The organism is Streptomyces sp. NBC_01232, assembly GCF_035989885.1.
In the GTDB taxonomy this organism is placed as follows: domain Bacteria; phylum Actinomycetota; class Actinomycetes; order Streptomycetales; family Streptomycetaceae; genus Streptomyces.
The window spans coordinates 986,174-1,011,145 of sequence record NZ_CP108518.1 but is presented as its reverse complement, the minus strand read 5'-3'; the positions used below and the strand labels follow the sequence as shown (position 1 = coordinate 1,011,145).

The window sequence follows — 24,972 nt, the reverse complement described above, 5'->3', positions numbered from 1 at the left end:
CTGCAGGCCGCCGGCGTTCGTCCTCACGCCCGGCCGGCCCGGCGGCCCCGCCGGGCCGGCTGCCCACCAATCCCACACGAATCCGGGTCGGGCGTGCCGCAGGATCGTCGTCATGCCGACACCGCATCCAGGCCGCACAAGCCCAGTGAAGATCCACAGGAAACGGGCTAGCAGCCCGTGATCTCGTCGGCGCAGCCCTGCACGTTTGCTGGGCCGATGGTCTTGAGCTCCCAGACGATCAGGCCCATGGCGTCGCTCGGTGCCGCTGCGACTGTCACCGTGACGGGTGGGCCCGCGGGGAAGTTGAGACGCACGGGGTGTTTGCCTGCGGTGCCTGCGCAGGTGACCTCGACCTGCTTCTTCGACGCTTCCCGGGTGAGGGCGACTGTCACTCTTGGAACGTCCGCGCTGTCGCAGACGACATCGAGACGGTAGGACGTGTCGCCGCTCGTCTCCAGTCTCTCGTTCATGCCCGAGCCGACGTGGGGAGCACCGAACCGTACGCGCCGCGCCGAGGCATCGTCGCCCTTCAGCGCTGCTTGTGCCCTCTGCAAGGCGTCGTCCGGCTCCCATACCGCCTCGTAGGCCCGATCTTCCTGGCCGGTGCATCCGGCCAGAACAATGGCGGCGGCCAAGAGCATGAGGAGCTTCGGTATGCGCACGGCAGTGTCCTTGGTTCGTGCGGTGGGGTTCGGTCCATGTGACGCCCCACCGCTGTGGTGTTCCGGTCCGCATACCTTCGCCCAGGGGCCGTCCGGACGGACAGCCCCTGGGCGCGCCGCGGCACGCCTCGCGCGGGCTGTCCGAAATCAGCCGGTCATGTGGGGTCCCGCGCCTAGGGTGTTACTCATGCGTAACGCGAGTGATGTGAGTGACATCGGTGGCGCGGAGCGCCCCGGCGGGCGGTCACGGCGAGGGGTCCTGAAGGCCGCCGTCGCCGGAGCCGGAGCGGTCGCGGCGGTGGGCGCGGGGGCCTCCGCCGCGCAGGCGGACACGCGGAGGCGGGGCGCACCCGTCTTCGTCCTCGTCCACGGCTCCGGAAGCAACTCCTACGGCTGGAGCCCGGTCCTGCGGGAGCTGGGTCTGCGCGGCCACCGGGCGATCGCGGTGGACCTGCCCGGCCACGGGCCCGGCGCATACTTCCCGGTCTCCTACCAGGCCCCGCAGGACCTGGAGCGCCTCGCCACGGAGCCGTCGCCCATCGGTGCGGTGACACTGGCCGACTTCACGGCCCACGTGGTCGACGCCGTGCGCGCCGCGCACCGCAACGGGCCGGTCGTCCTGGTCGGCCAGAGCCTGGGCGGGGTCACACTGAACGCGGTCGCCAACCAAGTGCCCGAGCTGATCTCCCACTTGGTGTACGCATCCGCGTTCTGCCCGACCCGCCACCGCTCGGTGGTGGAGCTGATGACGACCCCCGAGGCCGCCTCCAGCGCCCTGTTCCGGATCCCCGGCTTCAAGACCCCGCCGGAGCTGGGCGTGAACCGGGTCAACTGGCGCTCCGGTGACCCCGTCTTCTTCGCGGTGATCAAGGACGCGCTGGCGGCCGACTGGTCCGACGCGCAGGTGCGGACCCTGCTGAACATCCTCGAACCGGACGAATCCGCGGCGATCGGGGCCGCCGACGCCCGCGGGCTGCCCGACCGGTGGGGGCGCGTGCCGCGCACGTACCTGCGGTTCGGCGAGGACCGGGCCATCCCGCCCGCACTCCAGGACCTGATGATCCGAGAGGCGGACGAGGCGACCCCGCGCAACCGCTTCCACGTACGGTCGCTGGCCGCGCCGCACGTCGGCCCGCAGGACCCGGCCGTGTGGGCGGACGAGCTCGAGCGCGTGGCACGCACCTGCGGCTGAGGTGATGCCGCCGAGGTGACGGGTCCGCCGCCGTGCCTACGCGGCGGGCTCGATCACCACGATCGGGATCTCCCGGTCCGTCTTGGCCTGGTACTCGTCGTAGGCGGGCCACTGCTTCACCATCACCGGCCAGTACGCGGCGCGCTCCTCGGCGTTCGCCGTGCGCGCCGTGCCCTGCAGGATCTGTGCCCCGACCTGGATGCGGACCTCGGGGTGCGCGCTCAGGTTGCGGAACCACAGGGGGTGCTCGTCGGCGCCGCCCTTGGAGGCGACGAGCAGGTAGCGGCCGTCGGCCTCGCCGTAGATGAGCGGCGTGCGCACGGGGTTGCCGGAGATTCGGCCGACGGTGGTGAGCAGGAGGGTCTGGGTGCCTCTCCAGTACTGGCCCTCGGTGCCGCCGGAGCCCACGTACTGCTTGACGTGCTCCAGCTGCCAGCTCCCGGCCCGCGGGTCGGTCGGGTGGTCCCAGTCGATTCCGGTGGTCATGGGGTGTCGCCTGCCTTCGGATAGAACGGTCAACGAACCTCACCAACGAGTGCCAACGCCCGTGGGTGCGCCGCCCATTCCGGCCGGAAGGGTGAACCCGTCGAAGATGTCGTCCAGCGCCCGGTGTGCGGCCCGGGCCGGGGTGGCGCGGACGGCGAGGTCGCGCAGGGCCACGGCCAGGGGGTGGGTGAGGGCCGCGACCCGGCCCGCGCGCCGGGCCCGGACGCGGATGGCGTCGGTGCGGGCGCAGCGGGCGCCGCTGTAGGCGGCCAGGGCCGCCGGAACACCGCCGGTTCCCGTCCCGTCCAGCAGGTGGGCGAGGACCACCGCGTCCTCGACGGCCTGGCACCCGCCCTGCCCCAGGTTGGGGGTCATGGCGTGGGCGGCGTCGCCGAGCCAGGCCAGGCGGCCGTGGTGGAAGCGGGGGAGCGGGGCGGCCAGGTCGTAGAGGTCGTGCTGGAGCACGGCCTCCGGGTCGATCCGCTCCAGCAGGGCGGGGATGGGGTCGTGCCAGCTGCCGAAGCGGCGCAGGAGTTCGGCGCGGACGTCGGCGGGGCGGTGGCCCTCGGGGGCGACGGCGGTGGCGTAGACGTAGATCCGGCCGTCGGCGAGGGGGACCACACCGAAGCGCTCGCCGCGGCCCCAGGTCTCGGCGGTCCACGTTTCGGCGCGGCCCGCGGCGGTCGGCAGGACGGTGCGCCACGCGGTCTCCCCGCTGTGGTGCAGGCCCGGGTGGTCCGGGAAGTACTGGCGGCGCAGCGGGCTGTGGATGCCGTCGGCCGCAAGGACGACGTCGGCACCGCCCAGGTCGCCCGCGCCGGTACGGACCACCGGGGAGCCGTCGGCGTCGTCCACCGAGGTGACGGCGACGCCGTAGCGGATCGATCCGGCCGGGAGGGCGGCGGCCAGGGCCTCGGCGAGGGCCGATCGGTGCAGGGCCAGCGGCGGACCGCCGTAGCGGGCGGCCAGCGCCGCGGTGTCGGCGCGGCTGAGCCAGCGGCCGTCCGGGCGGCGCAGTCCCATCGCGGCGGGGACGGTGCGGTCGGCCCCACCGGTGATGTCGAAGCCGATGGTGGCGAAGGCGCGCAGGGCGTTGGGGGCGAGCACGATCCCCGCGCCGACGGCGGAGGGCCCGGCCGCCCGCTCGCACACGGTGACCCGCCAGCCCCGACGGTGCAGGGCCACGGCCGCGGTGAGGCCGCCGATCCCCGCGCCTGCCACGACCGCGTGACGCTGAACTGCCGGCATGTCGGGTCCTCCTTTTCCTCTTCGGTCTGCGCGTGTGCTTCACATGCATCAGGTCCTCTACAGCTGTAGAGGCCGATGGGCCCACTCTACAGTTGTAGAGTGGGTGGATGTCCACCACCGCGGATCGCAGAACGCTGATCGCCGACACCGCGATCGGCCTCGTGGCCGCCGCCGGTCTCCGGGGCCTGACCCACCGGGCGGTCGACGGCGCGGCCCACCTGCCGGCCGGGAGCACCTCGTACTACTTCCGTACGAGGACGGCCCTGATCGGGGCCTGCTACCAGCGGCTGGCCGAGCTGGACCTGGGTGACGTCGGTGATCTCGGCGGTGGCCTCGGGGGCGTTCCCGGGAACGGGAGGGATCCCGGGAGCGATTTCGCCGGTCACCCGGCCGGGGAGCCCGCCGGTCATCCCGCCGGTGTTCTCGGCGGCCGTCCCGGCGGTGGTCCCGGAGCGCAGGCGCAGCCCCCGGCGGCGGGCCGGGAGGCGGCCGCGGCCGCGCTGGCCGGGCTGCTGCACCGCTGGCTGACCGTGGGGCGCGAGCGCCAGCTGGCCCGCTTCGAGCTCAGCCTCGAAGCGGCCCGCAACCCCGAACTCGAACCGGACTTCCACCGGGCGGGACAGGGGGCCCGGGCCCGGGCCTCGGGCATCCTCGCCGCGCTCGGGGCCGAGCGGCCCGAGGAGGCCGCCGAACTGCTGGTCGCCTGGACGGACGGGCTCCTCTACGACCGGCTGGCCGGTGCCCTCGCCCGCTCCCGCCCGGTCCCGGACCTCGCCGAGCTGACCTCCATCACCCGGCGGATGCTCGACGCGGTCCTCGCCGAGGCCTGACCCCCGACGGGGGCGGCCGCTGCGGCTGCCGCTGAGGCGGGGAACCCCCCGGGGTGGTTGACCGTTCATCCATATGTGGGACTGCGCGTGCCCACCCTCATCCGCCCGGGCAGGCCTTCCCCCCCCGGCCTGCCCGGGCCCGCCCCGACCGGCCTCCCCCCGGCCGGTCGGGGCCCAAACCCATGCAGGGACACCGCATCCGCTCCGCCAGGACGGCCGGGGCGCGGAACCGGGCCCCGCGTCCCCCGGACGGGCGTAGGACCGGCGGCGTCCGGAAGGCCGTGCCACTCGGGCGGGACACCGGCCCGCCACCTGCCGCTCGGGACGACGGCCGGGGCGGGGACCGGCGCCCGCCGCGCACGGAGCGGGACGGGACGGGAGGCCGGCGCAGCGGGTCGGCGCTACGTTCCGGAGGCATGAACCGCATACCTGGTGATCGGCACTCCGGCCCCACCCGACGCGCCCTGCTCACCGCCGGGGCAGGTGCGGCCCTCGCGGCGGGTTGCGCGCGCGGCGGCGCCCCCGGCGCTCAGGCGGCGGCGACCAGCGGTACCGCCACACCGGCGGCCACGCCCACCGCCACGCCCACCGCCACGCCCACGGCCACCGCGGCCGCCGGCGGTCTCACGCCGGGCGTGATGACCCTGTTCAAGGATCCGGGGTACAACTTCAACGGACTCCTCGCGCTCGGCGCCTCGGGCGCCGGAGCGGCCGAGGTCGGCGAGGTGCTCACGGCCGTGAACGCGATCAACGGCTCCGGTCTGAGCGCCCAGTCGTACGTGAAGACCTTCCGCGCCCTCGGCGACCAGCTGCTCAAGGCGCCCCCGGGTGCGCCGGCCGACAGCCAGAGCAAGCGGTTCCGGGCGCTGCGCGCCGCCCAGTACTACGGCCAGGCACTCTTCTTCGTCCTCGGTTCGGACGACCCCGCCAGCGAGGAGCAGCTCTACAAGGCGGGACGCGGGGCCTGGGACGCCTTCTGCGACCTGTGCGAACCCGCCCCGGTGAAGGCGAACGTGCCCTACGGGAGCACGCCGCTGCCGGTGTGGTTCTTCCGCCCCGACACGAGCGGTACCCCCCGCCCGACAGTGATCCTGACCAACGGGAGCGACGGCCAGAACGTGGACATGTGGACCTACGGGGTCCCCGCCGCGCTGGACCGGGGCTGGAACGCGCTCGTCTACGACGGGCCGGGCCAGGGGCAGTTGCTCTTCGTGGATCAGGTGGTGTTCACGCCGACCTGGGAGAAGGTGGTCACGCCCCTCGTCGACTGGCTGTCGGCCCGCCCCGACGTGGACTCCGGCAGGATCGCGCTGACGGGTCTGAGCATGGCGGGCGACCTCGCCCCGAGGGCAGCGGCTTTCGAGACCCGGATCGCCGCTCTGGTTGCCATGCCCGGCTGCGTGGAGCCGTGGCTGGGCTTCCCGCCCGAGATCCGGGAGATCCTCACCCCCGACAAGCAGGAGACGAACGACATCTGGAACAAGGAAGTCGTCCCCGAACTGCCTCCGGACGCGGCCGACGTGATGAAGAAGCGCTTCGAGCCCTTCTCCGTACCGGCCATGCTCGAAGCGCGCCGGGGCAAGCTCTTCACCGACTTCTACACCCCCGCCACCCGGATCCAGGCGCTGTCCATCACCGATGTCGTCGGCCGGATCAAGGCCCCCACCCTGGTGCTGGACTACGAGGGCGAGCAGTTCTACCCCGGCCAGCCGCGCCGCATGTACGACGCCCTCACCTCGCCCAAGGACTACCTGAAACTGACGGCGGCCCAGGGTGCGCAGCTGCACTGTTCCCCGATGGCCCCGCAGCTGCACTGCGAAGTCGTCTTCGACTGGCTCCAGAAGACGCTCCCGGACCGCTGACCGGCGGTCACCGCCGACGGACGGACCCGGCAGCGCCGCGGTCCCGACAGGCCGCAAAACCTCTGGCCGGGGGAGTACCGGCGCCGCATGATGGGGACGTCGCCGCCACCCGGGCGGCGACGATGCCGATCCTTCGGAGCGGAGCGCAGCGCTGCCATGGCGACCATCGCGGTGACCGGCCACGTGAACCTTACGAGTGCGGGCATTCAGCCGGTCGCGGAGGCGCTGCTCGCGGTGCTCGCACGCTACCCGGCCGCGGAGCTCACCGGTATGTCCTGCCTGGCCCCCGGCGCCGACACGGTCTTCGGGGACGCCGTTCTCGCCCTGGGCGGGCGGCTGGTGGCGGTTCTCCCTTCGGCCGACTACCGGGCGCGCCTGCGGGAGGGCCCGGACGCCGTGGCCTTCGACCGCCTCCTGCGGGCCGCAGCCGAGGTCGAGGTCATGCCGTACCGAAGGGCCGGTACGGACGCCTACGCCGCCGCCAACCGGCTTCTGCTCGGCCGGGCCGAGCTCCTGGTCGCGGTGTGGGACCAAGGGCCCGGCGGCAGGCGGGGCGGGACGCGCGACGCGGTGGCCGCGGCCCGTGCGCGGGGGATACCGGTGGAGATCGTCTGGCCGGCGGGCGCCGCCCGGCAGGAGCCGGCGCCGCCCGCCGCCCGCGGCAAGCGGCGCGGCGGGCCGCGCTCGATCGACGGGACAGGACACCCCGGGACCCCACTGGGCACGCCTAGGATCCGATCATGATCGCTGAACTGCAATGCGTGGTCCTGGACTGCCCCGAGCCGCAACCGCTCGCCGAGTTCTACCGGTCCCTGCTGGGCGGGACCGTCAACCGGCCGGACCCGCGCTGGTCGCTCGACGAGAAGTGGGCGACGCTCCACACCGCCTCGGGTCTGGTCCTCGCCTTCCAGCAGGCACCCGGCCACGTGCCCCCGCGCTGGCCCGATCCCGCCCGGCCGCAGCAGTTCCACCTGGACCTCGGTGTCCCGGACCTGGACCGGGCGCAGGAGGAGGTGCTGGCGGCCGGCGGGACGCTGCTCGACGGCTCTGACGGGCGCGGCTGGCGGGTTTACGCGGACCCGGCGGGACACCCCTTCTGCCTGGTCCGGCACTGAGCCGCAGGGGCGGGCACAGGGGCGGTCAGTCCGCCGACCGGGTCCAGCCGATCGCCTCGATGCGGTCGGCGTCGGCGGGGCGGTCCTCCGCGAAGAGCAGGCGGCCCGGTTCCGCCACGCGTACGACGTCCACGTAGACCCCGCGCCCGACGTAGCGGCCGGTCGCGGTGTGGCGCAGCCGCAGCCGCACCTCACGGCCCGCCCGGGCGGCCGTGAGCGGCGCTTCGAGGCGGTGCCAGATGCGGCCCGACCAGCCGCTCACGGAACCCCGCGGCCACTGCTCGGGGGCGCCGCCCGTGGAGCGCAGCGTGCTGAAGGGCAGCGGCTCCCAGTGCTCCCCGTCGGCCGAGGCCTCCAGGTGCAGGGCGCCCTCGCCCGGCACGGTGTCCCACCACACGGCGCAGCGCAGCCGGGCGGCGTCCGTGGCCGGGCGAAGCGGCGGCAGGGTGAGGGTGCCCGAGGCGCCCGGCCGGACGCCGGAGAACCAGGCCGCGCCGCCGTGCCGGGTGCGGACCGGGACGGCGCGAGCGAAGCGGTTGCCGACGGCGACGCGCGGCGCACTTCCGGCCCGCCAGGTGCGTACGGGGTGCACGGAGTTGCCGAGCAGGATCAGGAACGAGTCGGTGGAGGGGTCGAGGACGAGGGACGTGCCGGTGAAGCCGGTGTGTCCGGCGGAGTGCGGGGTGGCCATGGCGCCCATGTACCAGTGCTGGTAGAGCTCGAAGCCGAGGCCGTGGTCGTCTCCGGGGAAGTCCGTGTTGTAGTCGGTGAAGAGCAGCTCGACGGAGCCGGGGCGCAGGATGCGCTTGCCCGCGTAGACCCCGCCGTCGAGGAGGGTGCGGGCGAGGACGGCCAGGTCCCAGGCGGTGCCGAAGATTCCGGCATGGCCCGCGACGCCGCCGAGCGCGTAGGCGTTCTCGTCGTGGACCTCGCCCCACACCAGCCCGCGGTCCAGGCCGGACCAGGGAGGGCGCTGCACCTCGGTGGCGGCGGTGACCCGGCGCCACGAGAGCGGTGGGTTGTAACGAGTGCGGTGCATCCCGAGCGGAGCAGTGATCTCGTCGCGGAGCAGGACGTCCAGAGTGCGACCGGTGATCTGCTCCAACAGCAGCTGCAGTGTGATGAGGTTGAGATCGGAGTACCGGTAGACGCTCCCGGGAGTCTCCTGCGGCCTCACCGACCACAGCAGCCTCAGCCGCCCCTCCCGGGTGGACTCCTGGTAGAAGGGTGCCCACGAGCGCAACCCGGACGTGTGCGTGAGGAGCTGACGGACCGTGATGATCTCCTTGCCGCCCCCGGTGAACTGCGGCAGGTACCGGCGCACCGGAGCCTCCAGCTCCAGGCGCCCGCGCTCCATCTGCTGCACGGCCAGGATGGAGGTGAAGAGCTTGGTCAGCGAGGCCAGGTCGAAGACGGTGTCCTCTGCCATGGCGATCCGCTCGGCCGCCGGGAACTCCCGTACCCGGTCGCTCCGCCCGTCGTAGTCCGCGTACCGCACGGCGTCGCCCATGGCGCGGTGCAGGGCAATGGTGCGGCCGCGGCCGGCGAGGACCACCGCGCCGGCGTAGTAGGGGTGTTCGGGGGAGGGGCCCAGGAAGCGCCGGGCCTCGTCCGCGACCCCCTCCAGGTGCTTCTCCAGCAGCCCGGCCTGGCGCGCGGACCCGTACCGCAGCCGCAGCCCCTGGAGCGCGCGCCGCTCGGCCGGGCCGCCCGCGGCGCCTGCGGCTCCCGGGAGCGCCGCGTGCAGGACGAGGACCCCGCCGAGCGCGAGCAGCCGAGCCCCGAGCCGCCGCCGGGTCAGCCCCCGCCCCGTTCCGGCCCCGTCCGTCCGCTCCCGCACGGGCCCCGATTCGACTGTGCCTTCGTGCTCGCGCGCGCGTCCTGATCCGGCTGTGCCGTCGTGTTCCCGGGGGCGGCCTGGTTCGGCCGTGCCTTCGCGGTCCTGGGCCCAGTCCTGTCGGCGCGCGACCTCGAACGCGCCCCCGCCGTCGAGGGAATGCCCGAGCGGCTGTTCCCGGCTGGTACCGCCCGTCCGTTCCGTGCCGACCTCCGCCACCGCTTCGGCCCCCGTGTCCGCTGCCATGTCCGGCCCTCCTCGTCCGCAACCCCGTCGCCCGCACCCACGCCCGCACCACTGTCTGCATCCGTCGTCCGTACCGGGCACCCGCAACCCGCAACCCGCATCCCGCGTCCGCGGGCCGCCAGCCATCCGCACCCGGCGCCCGCCGTCCGTATCCCGCAACCCGCAACCCGCAACCCGCCGCCCGCAATCCGCAATCCGCTGTCGGCGGTGCCGCCCGCCGCTCGCGGAGCACGCGCCGGGGCCGGGCCCGGGGCCCGTTGTCCGCCGAGCAGCGCCGCAGGCGATCCGCACGGTAGTGGGTATCTGCCCGCCCATCGGGCACCCTCCGCACCGACCGGCCCGTAAAGAATCTGACACTGCATCAGAAAATCTCTTCCCTCGGCCGCCGGGCTGCGGCATCCTGCCGCCCATGGAGACGGAGCTGAGCAAGAAACTGGGAGTCGAGCACGCCATCTTCGGCTTCACGCCCTTCCCGGCGGTCGCCGCTGCCATCACCCGCGCGGGCGGTTTCGGTGTGCTGGGCGCGGTCCGCTACACGGCCCCCGACGACCTGAAGCGCGACCTCGACTGGATGCAGGCGCACACCGACGGCAAGCCCTACGGCCTCGACGTCGTCATGCCCGCCAAGAAGGCCGTCGACGGCATCAGCGAAGCCGACATCGAGGCGATGATCCCGGCCGGCCACCGCGACTTCGTCCGCGACACCCTCGCCAAGCACCACGTGCCCGAGCTCGCCGAGGGCGAGGCCTCCGGCTGGCGGATCACCGGCTGGATGGAGCAGGTCGCGCGCAATCAGCTCGACGTCGCCTTCGACTACCCCATCAAACTCCTGGCGAACGCGCTCGGTTCCCCGCCCGCCGACGTCATCGCGCGCGCCCACGACCACGGCGTCCTCGTCGCCGCCCTCGCCGGCAGCGCCAAACACGCCCGTCGCCACGCCGAGGCGGGCATCGACATCGTCGTCGCCCAGGGCTACGAGGCCGGCGGCCACACCGGCGACATCGCCACCATGGTGCTGGTCCCCGAGATCGTCGAGGCCGTCGCGCCGCTCCCGGTCCTCGCCGCCGGCGGCATCGGCAGCGGCGAGCAGATCGCCGCCGGACTCGCCCTCGGTGCCCAGGGCGCCTGGCTCGGTTCCCTCTGGCTCACCACCACCGAGGCCGACCTCCACTCGCGCGCCCTCACCGCGAAACTGCTCGCCGCCGGCTCCGGCGACACCGTCCGCTCCCGGGCGCTCACCGGCAAGCCCGCGCGCCAGCTGCGCACCGAGTGGACCGACGCCTGGGACGACCCGGAGGGCCCGGGCGCCCTCCCCATGCCGCTCCAGGGTCTGCTGGTCGCCGAGGCCGTGTCCCGGATCCAGAAGTACGAGATCCAGCCGCTGCTCGGCACCCCCGTCGGGCAGATCGTCGGCCGGATGACCGAAGAGCGCAGCGTCCAGGCCGTCTTCGACGACCTCACCAGTGGGTTCGAGAAGGCGATCGACCGCATCAACCGCATCGCCGGCCGAGTCCGAGAGGCGTGACAGACATGACCGCCACGACGTCCACGACCCCCGCCGCCGACCAGCAGCCGCCCAACGGTTTCTGGGCCCAGGCAGCCGCCGACCCCGGGCGCACCGTGCTGGTGACCCCCGAGGGCGAGGAATGGAGCGCCGGCCGGCTGCACGCCGACGTCAACCGCCTCGTCCACGGCCTGCGCGCAGCCGGCCTCGAGAAGGGCGACGTCTTCGCCGTCGTCCTCCCCAACGGCGTCGAGTTCCTCACCGCCTACCTGGCCGCCTCCCAGGCCGGCTTCTACCTCGTTCCCGTCAACCACCACCTCGTCGGCCCCGAGATCGCCTGGATCGTCTCGGACTCCGGAGCCAAGGTCCTCATCGCCCACGAGCGCTTCGCCGACGCCGCCACCGCCGCGGCCGACGAGGCCGGCCTGCCCGCGAGCCACCGCTACGCCGTCGGAGCGGTCGCGGGCTTCAGGCCGTACGCGGAGCTCCTCGACGGGCGGCCCTCGGGCGCGCCCGAGGGCCGCACCCTGGGCTGGGTCATGAACTACACCTCCGGCACCACCGGCCGGCCCCGCGGCATCCGCCGCCCGCTGCCCGGCAAGCTCCCGGAGGAGACGTACCTGGGCGGCTTCCTCGGCATCTTCGGCATCCGGCCCTTCGAGGGCAACGTCCACCTGGTCTGCTCGCCGCTCTACCACACCGCCGTGCTCCAGTTCGCGGGCGCCGCCCTGCACATCGGGCACCCGCTGGTCCTGATGGACAAGTGGACCCCGCAGGAGATGCTGCGGCTCATCGACGGTCACGCCTGCACGCACACCCACATGGTGCCGACCCAGTTCCACCGGCTCCTCGCCCTCCCGCAGGAAACGAAGGACGCCTACGACGTCTCCTCGATGCGGCACGCCATCCACGGCGCCGCGCCCTGCCCGGACCACGTCAAGCGGGCCATGATCGACTGGTGGGGCCGCTGCGTCGAGGAGTATTACGCGGCGAGCGAGGGCGGCGGCGCCTTCGCGACCGCCGAGGACTGGCTGAAGAAGCCGGGAACCGTCGGCAGGGCCTGGCCGATCAGCGAGCTCGCCGTCTTCGACGACGACGGCAACCGGCTGCCCGCCGGGGAACTGGGCACCGTCTACCTGAAGATGAACACCGGCGGCTTCAGCTACCACAAGGACGAGGGCAAGACGAGGAAGAACCGGATCGGCGACTTCTTCACCGTCGGCGACCTGGGGCTGATGGACGAGGAGGGCTACCTCTTCCTCCGCGACCGCAAGATCGACATGATCATCTCGGGTGGGGTCAACATCTACCCGGCCGAGATCGAGTCCGCCCTGCTCACCCACCCGGCCGTCGCGGACGCCGCCGCCTTCGGCATCCCGCACGCCGACTGGGGCGAGCAGGTCAAGGCGGTCATCGAACCGGCCGAGGGCTTCGTCGCGGGCGACGCCCTGGCCGCGGAGATCCTGCACCACTGCGAACGGCAGCTCGCCGGGTACAAGCGCCCCAAGACGGTCGACTTCATCGAGACGATGCCGCGCGACCCCAACGGCAAGCTCTACAAGCGGCGACTGCGCGACCCCTACTGGGAGGGCCACGACCGACCGCTGTGATGCCGGCCGTACGGGCCCGGGTGCGCGGGCTCGGACTCGGTGCGCGGGCCGCGGCGGCGCCGAGCGGGCCGGTCAGGCCGTACGAGGGCGGCGCCGGAAACCGGCAGGTTCCGGCGCGCCCCGTCCGCCACACCGGTCGATGTCGTGAGAAAAGCCACGTCAAGGGCCCGGAGGCGCGCCTTGCGCCGCACGGACGGGATACTTCTGGCAACTTGGCTGATATGAGTACGACTGCGCGCAGATCTCTCCTGACCGACTGGACCGTGGTGGTCCCCGTGGTGGCGCTGGTCGCGCTCGTCCTCAGCTGGGGCCGGGACCTACCCGGCTTCGCGGTGGGGATCGTCGCGCTCTGTCTCGCCGGCGCGGTGCTGGCCGCCGTCCACCACGCCGAGGTCGTCGCCCACCGGGTCGGTGAACCCTTCGGCTCCCTCGTCCTCGCCGTCGCGGTCACGGTGATCGAGGTGGCGCTCATCGTCACGCTGATGGTCGACGGCGGCGACAAGACCGCCTCGTTGGCACGGGACACGGTCTTCGCCGCCGTCATGATCACCTGCAACGGCATCGTCGGCATCTCCCTGTTCGTCGGCGCCCTGCGCAACCGGATCGCCGTGTTCAACCCCGAGGGGTCCGGTGCGGCCCTCGCGACCGTCGCAACCCTGGCCACCCTCAGCCTGGTCCTGCCGACCTTCACCACCAGCAAGCCGGGCCCCGAGTTCTCCACCGCGCAGCTCACGTTCGCCGCCGTCGCCTCGCTCGCGCTGTACGGGCTCTTCGTCGCCGTCCAGACGGTCCGTCACCGCAGCTACTTCCTGCCCGTGGACACCGGACAGGGGCGTGGCGAGGGCGAGGAGCACGCGGACCCGCCCACCGCCCGCGCCGCCCTCGTCAGCCTCGGCCTGCTGCTGGTCGCGCTCGTCGCCGTGGTCGGCGACGCCAAGGCCGTCTCCCCGACCATCGAGCGGGCCGTCGCGGCCGCAGGCCTGCCCCAGGCCGTCGTCGGTGTGATCATCGCCCTGCTCGTCCTGCTGCCCGAGACCCTCGCCGCCGTCCGCGCCGCCCGCCGCGACCGCATGCAGACCAGCCTCAACCTCGCCTACGGCTCCGCCATCGCCAGTATCGGCCTGACCATCCCCGCCATCGCCCTGGCCTCGATCTGGCTCTCCGGCCCGCTCCTGCTGGGCCTCGGCCCGATCCACATGGTGCTGCTCGCCCTCACCGTCGTGGTCAGCGCCCTCACCATCGTCCCGGGGCGGGCCACGCTGCTCCAGGGCGGCGTGCACATCGTGCTGCTCGCCGCGTACCTCTTCCTTGCCGTCAGCCCGTGAGGGCCGGGGCCGGGAAGAGGCACGCAGCGCAGCGGTCACGGAGCCCAGAGATCCAAGAGATCAGCGCCGTTCGCGCACCGGCACCACCTTCAGCTTCGGCGAGGTGAGGATGTCCCGCTCGCAGAAGCGTGCCGTGACCCAGCGCTCCTCGGAGTACATCCGGGTCTGGTCCGCGTAGTACGGCGAGAGCGGGTTCGAGGACTGGCTGTACGTCAGCAGGGTGCGGGCCACGGGACAGCGGCCGCCGTCCCAGCCGACCGCCTGGATGTGGCTGGACCCGCTCGAGACCTCCGGGTAGCCGCCGGCCGCCGCGTTCCAGGGCGCCTCGACCTTGTTCCAGACGCCGAGCGCCTCCGTACCGCCGCCCACCGGCAGCTTGCGCCCGCCCCGGAGCACGAACTGGTGCTCACCCAGCGGTGCGTCCAGCGCGATCCCGGCCGCCCTCAGCTCCGCCACCGCGTCCGCGAGCGCCCGCCCGATGCCGGGCGCCGCCTGGTTGAGCGTACGGGGAGTGCGTACGGGATCGGCCGCCGAGAACGGCACCAGCCACAGGTCCTTGGCGGGCGTCGAAGCCGTCACCTTGCGCCAGAACCGGTCGAAGAGCAGCGCGCCGCGGCTGGCGTTGTCGGTCGTACGGTCCCAGCTCGCCAGCACCCCGCAGGCCGCCGAGACGTCCACCGCACTTCCGTCGCTCGCCGTCGCCGTCCCGCCGGGCAGCGCGGTGCACGCCTTCGCCGCGTCCGCGGCCGCCAGATCACCGGCCGGGGCGCGGTCGGCGAACTGCTGCCTCTGCAGGTCGGCAACCGTCAGCCGGCCCTTCGCGGCCATCGCGGACACGTCCTCGACCGCGCCGCGCGTGCGCAGGGAGCGGGGGGTGGCCACGGTGCCCCAGATCCGCTCGTAGCCGGTCAGCGGCCGGTCGGCATTGGCCAGCCAGGCGCTGTCGTTGGAGTTCTCGGCGTACGGGGCGTTCAGGAGCGTCGGTGCCTTGCCGGGGCCGAAGACGCCCGGCTGCACCGCGTCCGGGTCCGAGCCGATCGCGCAGTCGGTGCGGGATCCGTCGAGCACCGCCAGTCCCGAGGCCGGGTAGGTGGCCCGGCCCAGCGGGGTGGAGCAGCGGGCGGCCAGCTCGTCGGTGATCCGGGGGAGCACCTGCGTCTGGGTGAAGAGGGTGCCGCCCGCGGAGTCGGCGGCCACGGTGTTGACCCAGGGCAGGCCCTGGGTGCGCTTCAGCGCGTCCTGGACACCGGCCACCGAACGGGCCCTGCCCATCGCGAGGGCGGTGTCGGAGCCGCGCAGGTTGGCCTCGTTCGGATCGTTCAGCGCGTACGCCGTCTGCGCGGTCCACGGCAGCGGCAGGCCCGGTCCGAGGCCGGAGAGCACCGGTCCGAAGCGCGTCCACCACTGGGTGCGGGTGACCGGATCGCCGCCCGCCACCGGGACGGTGACGGTCCGCCGGGTCATCCGCTCCGGCTTTCCGTCGACCAGGTAGGCGGTCGGGTCGGCCGGGTCCAGGGTGAGCTGGTGCAGGTTCACCGGGGTACCGGTGGCCACCGTGTGGCTCCAGGCCACCTTCTCGTTGAAGCCGACGTTGACCACGGCGGTGCCGAGCAGGGAGGCGCCCGAGACGTTCAGCTCGCCCGGGATGGTCTGCTGGAACTGCCAGAAGCGGCGCCCGCCGTGCCACGGGTAGTGCGGGTTCCCGAGCAGCAGGCCGCGTCCGTTCGCGGTGGTGGAGCCGGCGAAGGCCACCGCGTTGGAGCCCATGTCGTACCGGCTGGTGTCGAAGAACTCCCTCGCCGCCTCGGCGGCGGCCGCCGGATCGGACCCGGGGCCGGCCACGTCGCCCGGCCTGCCCGCCGCGCCCGCCCTGCCCGTGTCGCCCGCCGTGCCCGTGTCGCCCGCCGCGCCCGCCGTGCCGGGCCCGGGGGGCTGCGCCGCCGTGATGCCGTCGATGCCGCGGCCCTGGCCGCCGAGGACCGAGACCGCGAAGCCGCGGGCGGCCACGTCGGCCGTGGTGACCGGGCGGACCCAGCCGGCGCCCTTGCACGCCGGGTCGGTGACCTTGTTCTGGGCGAGCCAGGCGTTGTAACCGGCGGCCCAGCCGCGCATCAGCTCCTTGAGGTCCTTGGTGGGTCCGGCCGGGGCCGGCGTGGCCAGCAGCTTCTCCACCGTGCCGGACTCCCGGACCCCCTTGAAGTACAGGTCGCTGGAGAGGTTCTTCGTCGCCGAGGAGAGCGAGAAATCGGGCGCGGTGTCGGGGCCGAACCAGCGGGAGCGCTCCCCGGAGAGGGTCACGAACCCGTCCGCGAGGACGCAGACCTGGTCGGCGGCCTGGGCCCAGCCGGTGCCGAAGCCGAGCTGCGCGTAATCGCGGGCGAGGATGTGCGGTATGCCGTTCTCGGTGTACCGGACGACGGCGGACAGGCCGCCGCGCCCGACCGGTGTCCGGTCGTCGGTCGCCGCCCCCGCCGCGGTCTGCGGCATCGCGGCCGTCGCGGCGAGCAGGGCGGCGCCGGTGAGGGCGACGCGGCGGAGTATCGGACGAGTTCTGAGATGCAACAGTCCTCCCAAGTAGCCTGTGGATGGGCGTGGTTACCCGATGGACAGGCGGTGCGTCCGTGCCCCCACACTCATTCAGGCGGTCCGATGATCTGTCAACATGCCGTTTGGTATCCGGTTATTGACCTCGGGTGCACCGGCGGACGAGGATCGCGCCATGACGGCAGCGCGGGCAGTGCGGGCAGTGCGGGACAACACGGTCGACGGGCTGGTGCGGGACAGCGCGCGGCGGGTCCCGGACCGCCCGGCCGTCCGCTACGGCGGGCGGAGCTGGACGTACGCGGAACTCGACGAGGCCGTCACCACCGGCGCCGCCGTGCTGCGCGAGCGGTACGGGCTGGCCGCGGGGGACCGGGTCGCCACCTTCGCCCACAACTCGGACGCCTACCTCCTCGCCTTCCTCGCCTGCGCCCGGGCCGGGCTCACCCACGTCCCGGTCAACCAGAACCTCACCGGCGAGGACCTCGCCCACATCCTGGACAACTCGGAGAGCGCCCTGGTCCTCGCCGATCCGGACCTGGCCGGGCGGATTCCCGAGGGGTACCGGGTACGGGCCCTGCGCGACGCCCCCGGCTCCTTCCTGGCCGACCTGGCGGAGCCGCTGCCCTTCGACGCCGGCCGGGACCCGGGCACGCTGGCGCAGCTCCTCTACACCTCGGGGACCACCGCCCTGCCCAAGGGCGCGATGATGACGCACCGGGCGCTCGTCCACGAGTACGAGAGCGCGATCGAGGCGCTGGACCTGGCCGAGGACGACCGGCCCGTGCACTCGCTGCCGCTGTACCACTCGGCGCAGATGCACGTCTTCCTGCTGCCGTACCTGGCGGTGGGGGCGCGGAACACGATCGTGGACGCGCCGGTCGCGGAGCGGATCTTCGACCTCGTCGAGGCCGGGGAGGCGGACAGCTTCTTCGCACCGCCGACGGTGTGGATCGGCCTGGCCAATCACCCGGAGTTCGCGGCGCGCGAGCTCGGCCCGCTGCGGAAGGCTTACTACGGGGCCTCGATCATGCCGGTTCCGGTCCTGGAACGACTGCGCGAGCGGCTGCCGGGGATCGGCTTCTACAACTGCTTCGGCCAGAGCGAGATCGGCCCGCTGGCCACGGTGCTCGGGCCGCGGGAGCACGAGGGACGGATGGACTCCTGCGGGCGGCCCGTGCGGCACGTCGAGGCGAAGATCGTCGACGAGGACGGCAAGGACGTGCCGGACGGGACGGCGGGCGAGGTGGTCTACCGCTCGCCGCAGCTGTGCCAGGGGTACTGGAACGACCCGGTGGCCACGGAGAAGGCCTTCCGGGAGGGCTGGTTCCGCTCGGGCGACCTCGCGGTGCGCGATGCGCAGGGCTACTACACGGTCGTGGACCGGGTGAAGGACGTCATCAACTCGGGAGGGGTACTGGTCGCCTCACGGCAGGTGGAGGACGTGCTCTACACCCACCCGGGCGTGGCCGAGGCGGCGGTGATCGGCCTGCCCGACGAGCGCTGGATCGAGGCGGTCACGGCGCTGGTGGTACCGCGGGGGGAGGTGACCGAGGCGGAGCTGATGGCCTACGCGCGGGAGAAACTCGCCCATTTCAAGGCCCCGAAGCGGGTACTCTTCGTGGAAGCCCTGCCGCGCAACGCCAGCGGCAAGATCCTCAAGCGGGAACTCCGCGACCGCTTCGCGGAGCCCGGCAGCTGACCCCTCCGCCCCGCCTCCCCGCTTAGGGGAGGCCGGCCGGGCGTTTTGGTCAGGGGTGCCGGAGGTTCCGACCCCGGTCGGCGCCGTCACGCATGGTGGGTGGCGGGGTCCTCGGGAGGGAAGAGCCCGCTGCGCCGCAGCCGCCGCAGGGTGAGGTGCTCGTGCACCAGCCGGCCGACGAGCGCGCCGCCGTAGACGACGAAGCCCACGCCCACCAGCCAGGACTGCACGACGAGGAGGGTGCCGAAGGGGCCGTAGATGACGGCGTTGGACGCGATGAGCGGGGAGAAGACCAGCTGCGAGAAGATCCGCAGCCCCAGCAGCCCGAGGCTGGTCGCCACCGCCCCCGGTACCAGTGCGCGCCAGCGGACCCGGCCGCCGAGCAGCAGACGCTGCCCGCCGACGAAGAACAGGCAGGTTCCGACGAGGTCGCCCAGAGCGCCGAGGACCGAGCCGACGACGCTTTTCGACGGGGCCGGGATCCCCACGAGCAGCCCGAGGTAGCAGACCAGCAGAGCGAGCCAGACGACGTGCCGCCACATGGTGTGCCAGCGCATGGTCGGCAGGTCCCAGACCTTCTCGTAGCCGGTCTGCACCGCCGAGCCGAAGGTCAGGCCGAACACCGCGAGCGCGGCCAGACCGAACGCCGTGGTCCGCTCCAGCGCCAGGTCCGCCGCGCCGAACAGCATCTCGACCCGGACCCGCGAGGCCTCCGTCACCCCGAGAGCCTGGCCGAGCCAGCGGCCGAACCCCGATCCGCTTCCCGGTGCTGCGGCCGCCACGACCACGAGCAGCGGCACCAGGGTGAGGAAGCCGAGGGCGGCGAAGCCCATCGCCCGGTGCATCAGCTCCATCTCCCGGCCGCGGCTCCAGGCCAGCCCGATCTGGGAGCCCTGGAGCCGGTCGTAGAGCTGGCGGACGGTGGAGATCACACTTCATGCCCTACCCGCGCGCGTCCGCCCGCTCCCGGGAGCCGCCCCGAAATGGGCCCGAAGGGGTGGTTTCAGCCGCCCGGACCGGGGCTACCCGGCGCTGCGGAGGTCGACCAGCCTCTTGATCTTCCCCACCGAACGCTCCAAGGTCTCCGGATCGACCACCTCGACCCGGACGGAAACCCCGATCCCCTCCTTGACGGCCCGGACCACGGCGTCGGCCGCGTCCCGCCGCCGGTCGTCGTCCGTCTCCCGGCGCGCCTCCACCCGTACCGTCAGGGCGTCCATCCGGCCCTCGCGGGTCAGTCGCAGCTGGAAGTGGGGAGCCAGGCCCGGCGTCCGCAGCAGGATCTCCTCGATCTGGGTCGGATACATGTTCACCCCGCGCAGGATGATCATGTCGTCGCTGCGGCCCGTGATCTTCTCCATCCGGCGGAAGGCCGGCCGGGCCGTGCCGGGCAGCAGCCTGGTCAGGTCCCGGGTGCGGTAGCGGATGACCGGCATGGCCTCCTTGGTGAGGGAGGTGAACACCAGCTCGCCCGGCTCGCCCTCCGGCAGCACCGCACCGGTCAGCGGATCGACCACCTCGGGATAGAAGTGGTCCTCCCAGATGTGGAGGCCGTCCTTGGTCTCCGCGAACTCCTGCGCCACGCCCGGTCCTATGACCTCGGACAGGCCGTAGATGTCCACCGCGTCGATGCCGAGGCGCTCCTCGATCTCCCGGCGCATCTCCTCGGTCCACGGCTCGGCTCCGAAGATCCCCGTCTTCAGCGAGGTGGCGCGCGGGTCGATCCCCTGGCGCTCCATCTCGTCCAGCAGGGTCAGCATGTAGGAGGGGGTCACCATGATGACCTCCGGCCTGAAGTCCTCGATGAGGCGGACCTGCCGGTCCGTCATCCCGCCCGACGCGGGCACGACCGTACAGCCGAGGCGCTCGGCGCCGTAGTGCGCGCCCAGGCCGCCGGTGAACAGCCCGTACCCGTAGGCGATGTGGATGATCTGGCCGGGCCGTCCGCCCGCCGCGCGTATGGAGCGCGCGACGACATCCGCCCAGGTGGCGAGATCCCCGTCGGTGTACCCGACGACGGTCGGGCGCCCGGTGGTGCCGCTGGAGGCGTGGATGCGGCGCACCTGCTCGCGCGGCACGGCGAACATCCCGAAGGGGTACTGGTCGCGCAGGTCGGCCTTGGTCGTCAGGGGGAACAGGGAGAGGTCGGCGAGGGACCGGCAGTCGTCGGGATGCACGCCCGCCTTGTCGAAGGCCTGTCGGTAGAACGGCACGTTCTCGTACGCCCGGTGCAGGGTGGCGCGCAGCCGGGTGAGCTGGAGGGCCGCCAGCTCGTCGCGGCCCAGCCGCTCGCCCTCGTCGTGGAGATCCGCGTACGCCGCCATGCCGTCACCTCATCATGAGAACCGACCGATCATTCGGTAGATTGCCAGAAATCCGCAGGTTAAATCAATGACTCGAACGAGTGATCGTCTGTTGTGATGGCCGGCATGCCTACCTTCATCACCTACGACGGAACCGAACTCGCCTACCACCTCCAGGGGGACGGTGAGCCACTGGTCTGCATCCCGGGTGGCGCCATGCGGGCCTCCACATATCTGGGAGACCTGGGCGGGCTGGCGGACGGACGCCTTCTGATCCTCCTCGATCTTCGCGGCACGGGCGACTCCGCGGTACCGGCCGACGAGTCGACGTACCGCGTCGACCATCAGGTCGGCGACGTGGAGGCGCTGCGGGCGCACCTGGGCCTGGAGCGCATGGACCTCCTCGCCCACTCCGCCGGCGGCAACCTCGCCCAGCTCTACGCGGCCGCGCACCCCGAGCGGCTGCGCCGGACCGTCCTGGTCACCCCGACCGCGTGGGCCGTGGACCTCCCGGTCGTCGCCGAGGACCGGTTGGAGGGCGCCCGGCTGCGGGCGGGCGGCGAGCCGTACGACACGGCCATCGCGGCCTACGAGCGGATCCTCGGGGACACCGCCCACGGCGAGGAGGACTGGGAGCTGGCCGCGCCGGTGTTCTACGGGAACTGGGACGCGACGGCCCGGGCGCACTGGGCGGCGAACGCGCGGCAGCAGAACGAGAAGGCCGCCGAGGCCTACGCGGGCCCCGGCGCCTTCGACCCGCCCGCCACCCGTGAGGCGCTCCGCCGGGTCGCGGGCGAGGTCCTGGTGCTGGCCGCGGAACTGGACGGCAACCCCCGCCCCGCCCTGGCGGCCCGGCTCGCCACGTTGTTCCCGCGGGGCTCGGTCGACGTCCAGCCCCGGGCCGGCCACTTCCCGTGGCTGGACGACGCGGCCTGGTTCGCGGACCGCGTGGAGCGGTTCCTGGCGGCGGGAGCCTGACGATGCGAGGCGGCGGGGCCGGGGTTTGCGGCCCCGCCGGCAGTCGGCAGTCGGCAGTCGGCAGTCGGCAGTCGGTAGTCGGCCGGTGGTCGCTGGTTGCTGATCCATCAAGATCGCAGGGATGGCAGACTGGCCGGCTGCACCGCGAACCGGGAGGACGGACATCATCGTGCGACGAATACGGGCACGCGCAGCCCTGGGAGCCCTGGCCCTGGCGGCACTGACGGCGGCGACGGCGACGGCCTGCGCGCATCCGCTGCGTGACCTCGGCCCCCTGCCCCCGCGCTTCTCGGGCCCGCCGATGTCCGCCGACACGGCGGTGGGGGAGATGACGGCGGCACTGGCGGCCGAGGGCATCGTGATGAGGCGCGAACCCTCCAACCTCAACGGCATGTGTTCCGAACGGCTCTCGGGGCACCATGCGCAGGAGACGGTGGCGGCCGCCTTCAAGGCGGCCCTGGCGCGGGCCCGTTCCGAGCACGGCTGGCAGGACGATCCCAACATGGGCTGGGAGTCGCAGAACCTTCTCAGGAAGGGCAACTGGACGGTCGTGGCCGGCTTCTCGGGTGACTCCGGACCGGGTCCGCAGGCGCTGGTCCTCGTATCGCTGAACTGCGTGGACGCCGGCGAGGGGGCCACCACCGCCCCGGCGTCCCCCTCTCCTGCCCTCACACCCGCACCCGCTGCCTCCTGAGCGCGGATGCGGGGGACGCGACCCGCACGGCCCGTCGGCGGGAGCCCCGCCGACGGGCCCGCGAACCTCGCCCGGTCAGCTCAGGTCAGCTCAGCTCAGGTCAGCTCAGGTCAGCTCAGGTCAGGCCGTGTCCGCCTCCGTCGCCACCGCCTTCGCCCAGCGGTAGTCCGCCTTGCCGCTCGGGGAACGCTGGATGGCGGGCGCGATGACCAGCTGGCGCGGAATCTTGTAGCCCGCCAGCCGGGTGCGGCAGTGGCTCTGGATCTGGTCCAGGGACGGCGCCGGGGCGCCCTCCCGGACCTGCACCACCGCGGCGACATGACTGCCCCACGTCGGATCCGCGACCCCGGCCACCAGGGCGTCGTACACGTCGGGGTGGGACTTCAGCGCCTGCTCGACCTCCTCCGGATACACCTTCTCGCCGCCCGTGTTGATGCACTGCGAGCCGCGCCCCAGCACCGTGACGATGCCCTGTTCGTCGACGGTCGCCATGTCGCCGAGCAGCACCCAGCGTTCCGTCCCCTTCTGGAAGAAGGTCTCGGCGGTCTTCGCCGGGTCGTTGTAGTAGCCGAGAGGGACGTGCCCGCGCTGGGCGAGGCGTCCCGGCTCGCCCACCGCCACCGGCTCGTGCGTGACCGGGTCCACCACCTGCGTACGGTCGTTGACCTCCAGCCGGAAGCCCTTCTCCGGGCCGGAGTCGTCCGTCGCGCGGCCGTTGGAACCGGACTCGGACGACCCGAAGTTGTTCAGCAGCAGCACGTTCGGCACCAGCCGCTGGAACTCGGCACGTACCGTCTCCGACATGATCGCCCCGGACGAGGAGACGCTGAACAGCGACGACAGGTCCGTGCCCTTGAGCGGCCCGTTCAGGGCGTCGATCAGCGGCCTCAGCATCGCGTCGCCCACCAGCGACACGCTCGAGACCTTCTCCTTCTCGATCGTACGGAGCACTTCCTCGGGCGCGTACTTGCGGTGGATGACCACCCGCTGCCCGTAGTTGAAAGCGATGAACGACGTCAGCGTCGACGTGCCGTGCATCAGCGGGGGAGCCGGGAAGAAGGTGAGCCCGGCGCCGCGCGCCGCGACCCGCTCGGCCAGCTCCTCCGGCCGCTTCACCGGCTCGCCCGAGGGCTCGCCGCCGAACAGCCCGGCGAAGAAGAGGTCCTCGGCCCGCCACATCACGCCCTTGGGCATGCCCGTCGTGCCACCGGTGTAGATGATGAACAGGTCGTCGGGGCTGCGCGGCGGGAATCCTCGCCCCGGAGAGCCGGACGCCTCCGCGTCCGCGTACGGGACCGGCGCGATCGAGGGCTCCGGAGCGGCCTCGGGAGTCTCGCCGACCCGGATCAGGTGCCGGAGCCCCGGCGTCTGGGGGAGCGCGGCGGCGACCCGCTCGGTGAACTCGCCCTCGAACACGAGGGCGGCGAGATCGGCGTCGTTGTAGAGGTAGACCAGCTCCTCCTCCACGTAACGGTAGTTGACGTTCACCGGGACCAGCCGGGCCTTCAGGCAGGCCAGTACGGTCTGCAGGTACTCGATCCCGTTGTAGAGGTGGAGGCCCAGGTGCTCGCCGGCCGTCAGGCCGCTGTCGAGCAGGTGGTGCGCGATCCGGTTCGCCGCCTCGTCGAGCTCCGCGTACGTCAGGCGGCGTTCGGCGCCCGTCCCGGGGTGGTCCACGTACACGAGGGCCTCGCGGTCCGGGACCACGTCCACGACCGACTCGAACAGGTCGGCAAGGTTGTACTCCACCGTTCCTCCTGACCCCGAATGTTTCCCGATGTACCCGACGACTGGCCCCGTGGCCGGCCTGCTCCGGCGGTCATTAGAGCGCCGGAGAGGGCAACTGGGAAGGGCGCCGCCCAAGAAATCTGACTGGGTGTCAGAAAACTATTGAACTGCTCCCGCCCCTACTGCAACCTGTTCTAGGTCTTGAGACGGGAGGACGGCAATGGGTGGGACAGAACACCTGACCGTGGATCGGCACGGCGCCACGCTGGTGCTCACCATGAACAGGCCCGAGGCGAAGAACGCGCTCTCGCTGCCGCTGCTGGTGGGGCTGTACGACGGCTGGCTGGAGGCGGACGCCGACGACGGGATCCGCTCGGTGGTCCTGACGGGTGCGGGCGGGGACTTCTGCGCCGGAATGGACCTCAAGGCCCTGGCCGGCAAGGGGATGGCGGGCGACCGGTACCGGGACCGCCTCAAGGCCGACCCCGACCTGCACTGGAAGGCGATGCTGCGCCACTACCGGCCGCGCAAACCGGTGATCGCGGCGGTGGAGGGATACTGCGTGGCCGGCGGGACCGAGATTCTGCAGGGCACGGACATCCGGGTGGCGGCGCAGGGCGCGACCTTCGGGCTGTTCGAGGTCAAGCGCGGGCTCTTCCCGATCGGCGGCTCCACGGTGCGGCTGCCACGGCAGATCCCGCGTACGCACGCCCTGGAGATGCTGCTGACCGGACGCGCCTACTCCGCGGCGGAGGCCGAGCGGATCGGGCTGGTCGGGCGGGTCGTGCCGGACGGCACGGCGCTGGCGGCGGCGCTGGAGATCGCGGAACGGATCAACGAGTGCGGGCCGTTGGCGGTGGAGGCGGTCAAGGCGTCGGTCTACGAGACCGCCGAGCTGACGGAGCGGGAGGGGCTGGCGTCGGAACTCCTGCGGGGGTGGCCGATCTTCGACACGGCCGACGCGAGGGAGGGGGCGCGGGCCTTCGCGGAGAAGCGGCCCGCGGTGTATCGGCGCGAGTAGGCGGGGCCGGGCCGGGTGCCGGTGCCGGTGCCGGTGCCCGTGGCCGCGCCCGAGTCCGGGTGCGGGCCGGTCGCCGGGGGCGCTGCCC

The 24,972-nt window shown here is 73.0% G+C and carries 20 protein-coding genes; 12 read left to right on the top strand and 8 right to left on the bottom strand.

The features are described from left to right. Nucleotides 1–167: 167 nt before the first annotated feature. Entirely contained in the window at nt 168–662 is a 495-nt protein-coding gene (locus OG444_RS04870; RefSeq protein ID WP_327260929.1) for a hypothetical protein, read from the bottom strand. A 187-nt stretch (nt 663–849) separates the two neighbouring features. Here OG444_RS04870 and OG444_RS04865 point away from each other — a divergent pair, with 187 nt between their 5' ends. After that, complete coding sequence (locus OG444_RS04865) at nt 850–1,854, top strand: alpha/beta fold hydrolase (protein WP_327260928.1); 1,005 nt, start codon at nt 850–852, stop codon at nt 1,852–1,854. A gap of 36 nt (nt 1,855–1,890) precedes the next feature. Here OG444_RS04865 and OG444_RS04860 read toward each other — a convergent pair whose 3' ends face one another. Both OG444_RS04860 and OG444_RS04855 read right to left on the bottom strand, forming a co-directional pair. After that, nucleotides 1,891–2,340: a nitroreductase family deazaflavin-dependent oxidoreductase gene (locus tag OG444_RS04860; RefSeq protein WP_327260927.1), complete on the bottom strand. Its 450-nt coding sequence runs from the start codon at nt 2,338–2,340 to the stop codon at nt 1,891–1,893. A 39-nt stretch (nt 2,341–2,379) separates the two neighbouring features. After that, entirely contained in the window at nt 2,380–3,588 is a 1,209-nt protein-coding gene (locus tag OG444_RS04855) for an FAD-dependent monooxygenase (RefSeq protein WP_327260926.1), read from the bottom strand. A gap of 107 nt (nt 3,589–3,695) precedes the next feature. Here OG444_RS04855 and OG444_RS04850 point away from each other — a divergent pair, with 107 nt between their 5' ends. The 4 genes from OG444_RS04850 to OG444_RS04835 all read left to right on the top strand — a co-directional run bounded on the left by OG444_RS04850 (nt 3,696) and on the right by OG444_RS04835 (nt 7,395). Beyond that, a complete protein-coding gene (locus OG444_RS04850) occupies nt 3,696–4,418 on the top strand; it encodes a TetR/AcrR family transcriptional regulator (RefSeq protein WP_327260925.1) in 723 nt (240 codons plus the stop codon). Nucleotides 4,419–4,834: 416 nt separating this feature from the next. Further along, nucleotides 4,835–6,280 carry an alpha/beta hydrolase family protein gene (locus OG444_RS04845; RefSeq protein WP_327260924.1) on the top strand — a complete coding sequence of 482 codons (1,446 nt, stop codon included), beginning with the start codon at nt 4,835–4,837 and terminating at the stop codon, nt 6,278–6,280. Nucleotides 6,281–6,436: 156 nt separating this feature from the next. Further along, nucleotides 6,437–7,024, top strand: coding sequence for a hypothetical protein (locus tag OG444_RS04840; RefSeq protein ID WP_327260923.1), 588 nt, complete (start codon nt 6,437–6,439; stop codon nt 7,022–7,024). After that, entirely contained in the window at nt 7,021–7,395 is a 375-nt protein-coding gene (locus tag OG444_RS04835) for a VOC family protein (RefSeq protein WP_327260922.1), read from the top strand. Before OG444_RS04840 ends, OG444_RS04835 begins: the two co-directional genes overlap by 4 nt. Before the next feature lie 25 nt (nt 7,396–7,420). On the opposite strand, the gene OG444_RS04830 is transcribed toward OG444_RS04835, so the two are convergent. Then, nucleotides 7,421–9,478: a serine hydrolase domain-containing protein gene (locus OG444_RS04830; protein WP_327260921.1), complete on the bottom strand. Its 2,058-nt coding sequence runs from the start codon at nt 9,476–9,478 to the stop codon at nt 7,421–7,423. 409 nt (nt 9,479–9,887) lie between these two features. Between OG444_RS04830 and OG444_RS04825 the strand changes: the two genes are divergently transcribed. From OG444_RS04825 to OG444_RS04815, 3 genes are all read left to right on the top strand, one after another. Beyond that, on the top strand, nt 9,888–11,003 hold the full coding sequence (locus OG444_RS04825) for an NAD(P)H-dependent flavin oxidoreductase (protein WP_327260920.1): 1,116 nt from the start codon (nt 9,888–9,890) through the stop codon (nt 11,001–11,003). A 5-nt stretch (nt 11,004–11,008) separates the two neighbouring features. Further along, on the top strand, nt 11,009–12,592 hold the full coding sequence (locus OG444_RS04820; RefSeq protein WP_327260919.1) for an acyl-CoA synthetase: 1,584 nt from the start codon (nt 11,009–11,011) through the stop codon (nt 12,590–12,592). Nucleotides 12,593–12,813: 221 nt separating this feature from the next. Further along, a complete protein-coding gene (locus OG444_RS04815) occupies nt 12,814–13,917 on the top strand; it encodes a calcium:proton antiporter (protein WP_327260918.1) in 1,104 nt (367 codons plus the stop codon). Between the two features lie 60 nt (nt 13,918–13,977). Here OG444_RS04815 and OG444_RS04810 read toward each other — a convergent pair whose 3' ends face one another. Beyond that, nucleotides 13,978–16,479 carry a penicillin acylase family protein gene (locus tag OG444_RS04810; protein WP_327260917.1) on the bottom strand — a complete coding sequence of 834 codons (2,502 nt, stop codon included), beginning with the start codon at nt 16,477–16,479 and terminating at the stop codon, nt 13,978–13,980. Between the two features lie 157 nt (nt 16,480–16,636). Between OG444_RS04810 and OG444_RS04805 the strand changes: the two genes are divergently transcribed. Continuing rightward, nucleotides 16,637–18,160 (top strand): fatty acyl-CoA synthetase, encoded by a 1,524-nt coding sequence (locus OG444_RS04805; RefSeq protein ID WP_442810453.1) that lies wholly within the window; start codon nt 16,637–16,639, stop codon nt 18,158–18,160. An 86-nt stretch (nt 18,161–18,246) separates the two neighbouring features. Here the strand turns inward: OG444_RS04805 and OG444_RS04800 are convergent, their stop codons facing one another. Both OG444_RS04800 and paaK read right to left on the bottom strand, forming a co-directional pair. After that, nucleotides 18,247–19,092, bottom strand: coding sequence for a YhjD/YihY/BrkB family envelope integrity protein (locus OG444_RS04800; protein ID WP_327260916.1), 846 nt, complete (start codon nt 19,090–19,092; stop codon nt 18,247–18,249). A gap of 90 nt (nt 19,093–19,182) precedes the next feature. After that, a complete protein-coding gene (gene paaK, locus OG444_RS04795) occupies nt 19,183–20,484 on the bottom strand; it encodes a phenylacetate--CoA ligase PaaK (RefSeq protein WP_327260915.1) in 1,302 nt (433 codons plus the stop codon). Between the two features lie 105 nt (nt 20,485–20,589). Here paaK and OG444_RS04790 point away from each other — a divergent pair, with 105 nt between their 5' ends. Further along, entirely contained in the window at nt 20,590–21,441 is an 852-nt protein-coding gene (locus OG444_RS04790) for an alpha/beta fold hydrolase (protein ID WP_327260914.1), read from the top strand. A gap of 169 nt (nt 21,442–21,610) precedes the next feature. Next, nucleotides 21,611–22,135, top strand: coding sequence for a hypothetical protein (locus OG444_RS04785; protein WP_327260913.1), 525 nt, complete (start codon nt 21,611–21,613; stop codon nt 22,133–22,135). 120 nt (nt 22,136–22,255) lie between these two features. On the opposite strand, the gene OG444_RS04780 is transcribed toward OG444_RS04785, so the two are convergent. Continuing rightward, nucleotides 22,256–23,884, bottom strand: coding sequence for an acyl-CoA synthetase (locus OG444_RS04780; RefSeq protein ID WP_327260912.1), 1,629 nt, complete (start codon nt 23,882–23,884; stop codon nt 22,256–22,258). Between the two features lie 199 nt (nt 23,885–24,083). Between OG444_RS04780 and OG444_RS04775 the strand changes: the two genes are divergently transcribed. Next, nucleotides 24,084–24,884, top strand: a complete 801-nt coding sequence (locus OG444_RS04775) for a crotonase/enoyl-CoA hydratase family protein (protein ID WP_327260911.1) — start codon at nt 24,084–24,086, stop codon at nt 24,882–24,884. Nucleotides 24,885–24,972: the final 88 nt, after the last annotated feature.

Excerpts from the sequence above, each read along its gene's own strand:
- OG444_RS04830 (WP_327260921.1), bottom strand. The coding sequence starts at position 9,478 with ATGGCAGCGGACACGGGGGCCGAAGCGGTGGCGGAGGTCGGCACGGAA.
- OG444_RS04855 (WP_327260926.1), bottom strand. The coding sequence starts at position 3,588 with ATGCCGGCAGTTCAGCGTCACGCGGTCGTGGCAGGCGCGGGGATCGGC.
- paaK (WP_327260915.1), bottom strand. The coding sequence starts at position 20,484 with ATGGCGGCGTACGCGGATCTCCACGACGAGGGCGAGCGGCTGGGCCGC.
- OG444_RS04825 (WP_327260920.1), top strand. The coding sequence starts at position 9,888 with ATGGAGACGGAGCTGAGCAAGAAACTGGGAGTCGAGCACGCCATCTTC.
- OG444_RS04845 (WP_327260924.1), top strand. The coding sequence starts at position 4,835 with ATGAACCGCATACCTGGTGATCGGCACTCCGGCCCCACCCGACGCGCC.
- OG444_RS04860 (WP_327260927.1), bottom strand. The coding sequence starts at position 2,340 with ATGACCACCGGAATCGACTGGGACCACCCGACCGACCCGCGGGCCGGG.
- OG444_RS04835 (WP_327260922.1), top strand. The coding sequence starts at position 7,021 with ATGATCGCTGAACTGCAATGCGTGGTCCTGGACTGCCCCGAGCCGCAA.
- OG444_RS04790 (WP_327260914.1), top strand. The coding sequence starts at position 20,590 with ATGCCTACCTTCATCACCTACGACGGAACCGAACTCGCCTACCACCTC.
- OG444_RS04840 (WP_327260923.1), top strand. The coding sequence starts at position 6,437 with ATGGCGACCATCGCGGTGACCGGCCACGTGAACCTTACGAGTGCGGGC.
- OG444_RS04850 (WP_327260925.1), top strand. The coding sequence starts at position 3,696 with ATGTCCACCACCGCGGATCGCAGAACGCTGATCGCCGACACCGCGATC.
- OG444_RS04865 (WP_327260928.1), top strand. The coding sequence starts at position 850 with ATGCGTAACGCGAGTGATGTGAGTGACATCGGTGGCGCGGAGCGCCCC.
- OG444_RS04820 (WP_327260919.1), top strand. The coding sequence starts at position 11,009 with ATGACCGCCACGACGTCCACGACCCCCGCCGCCGACCAGCAGCCGCCC.
- OG444_RS04775 (WP_327260911.1), top strand. The coding sequence starts at position 24,084 with ATGGGTGGGACAGAACACCTGACCGTGGATCGGCACGGCGCCACGCTG.
- OG444_RS04805 (WP_442810453.1), top strand. The coding sequence starts at position 16,637 with ATGACGGCAGCGCGGGCAGTGCGGGCAGTGCGGGACAACACGGTCGAC.
- OG444_RS04815 (WP_327260918.1), top strand. The coding sequence starts at position 12,814 with ATGAGTACGACTGCGCGCAGATCTCTCCTGACCGACTGGACCGTGGTG.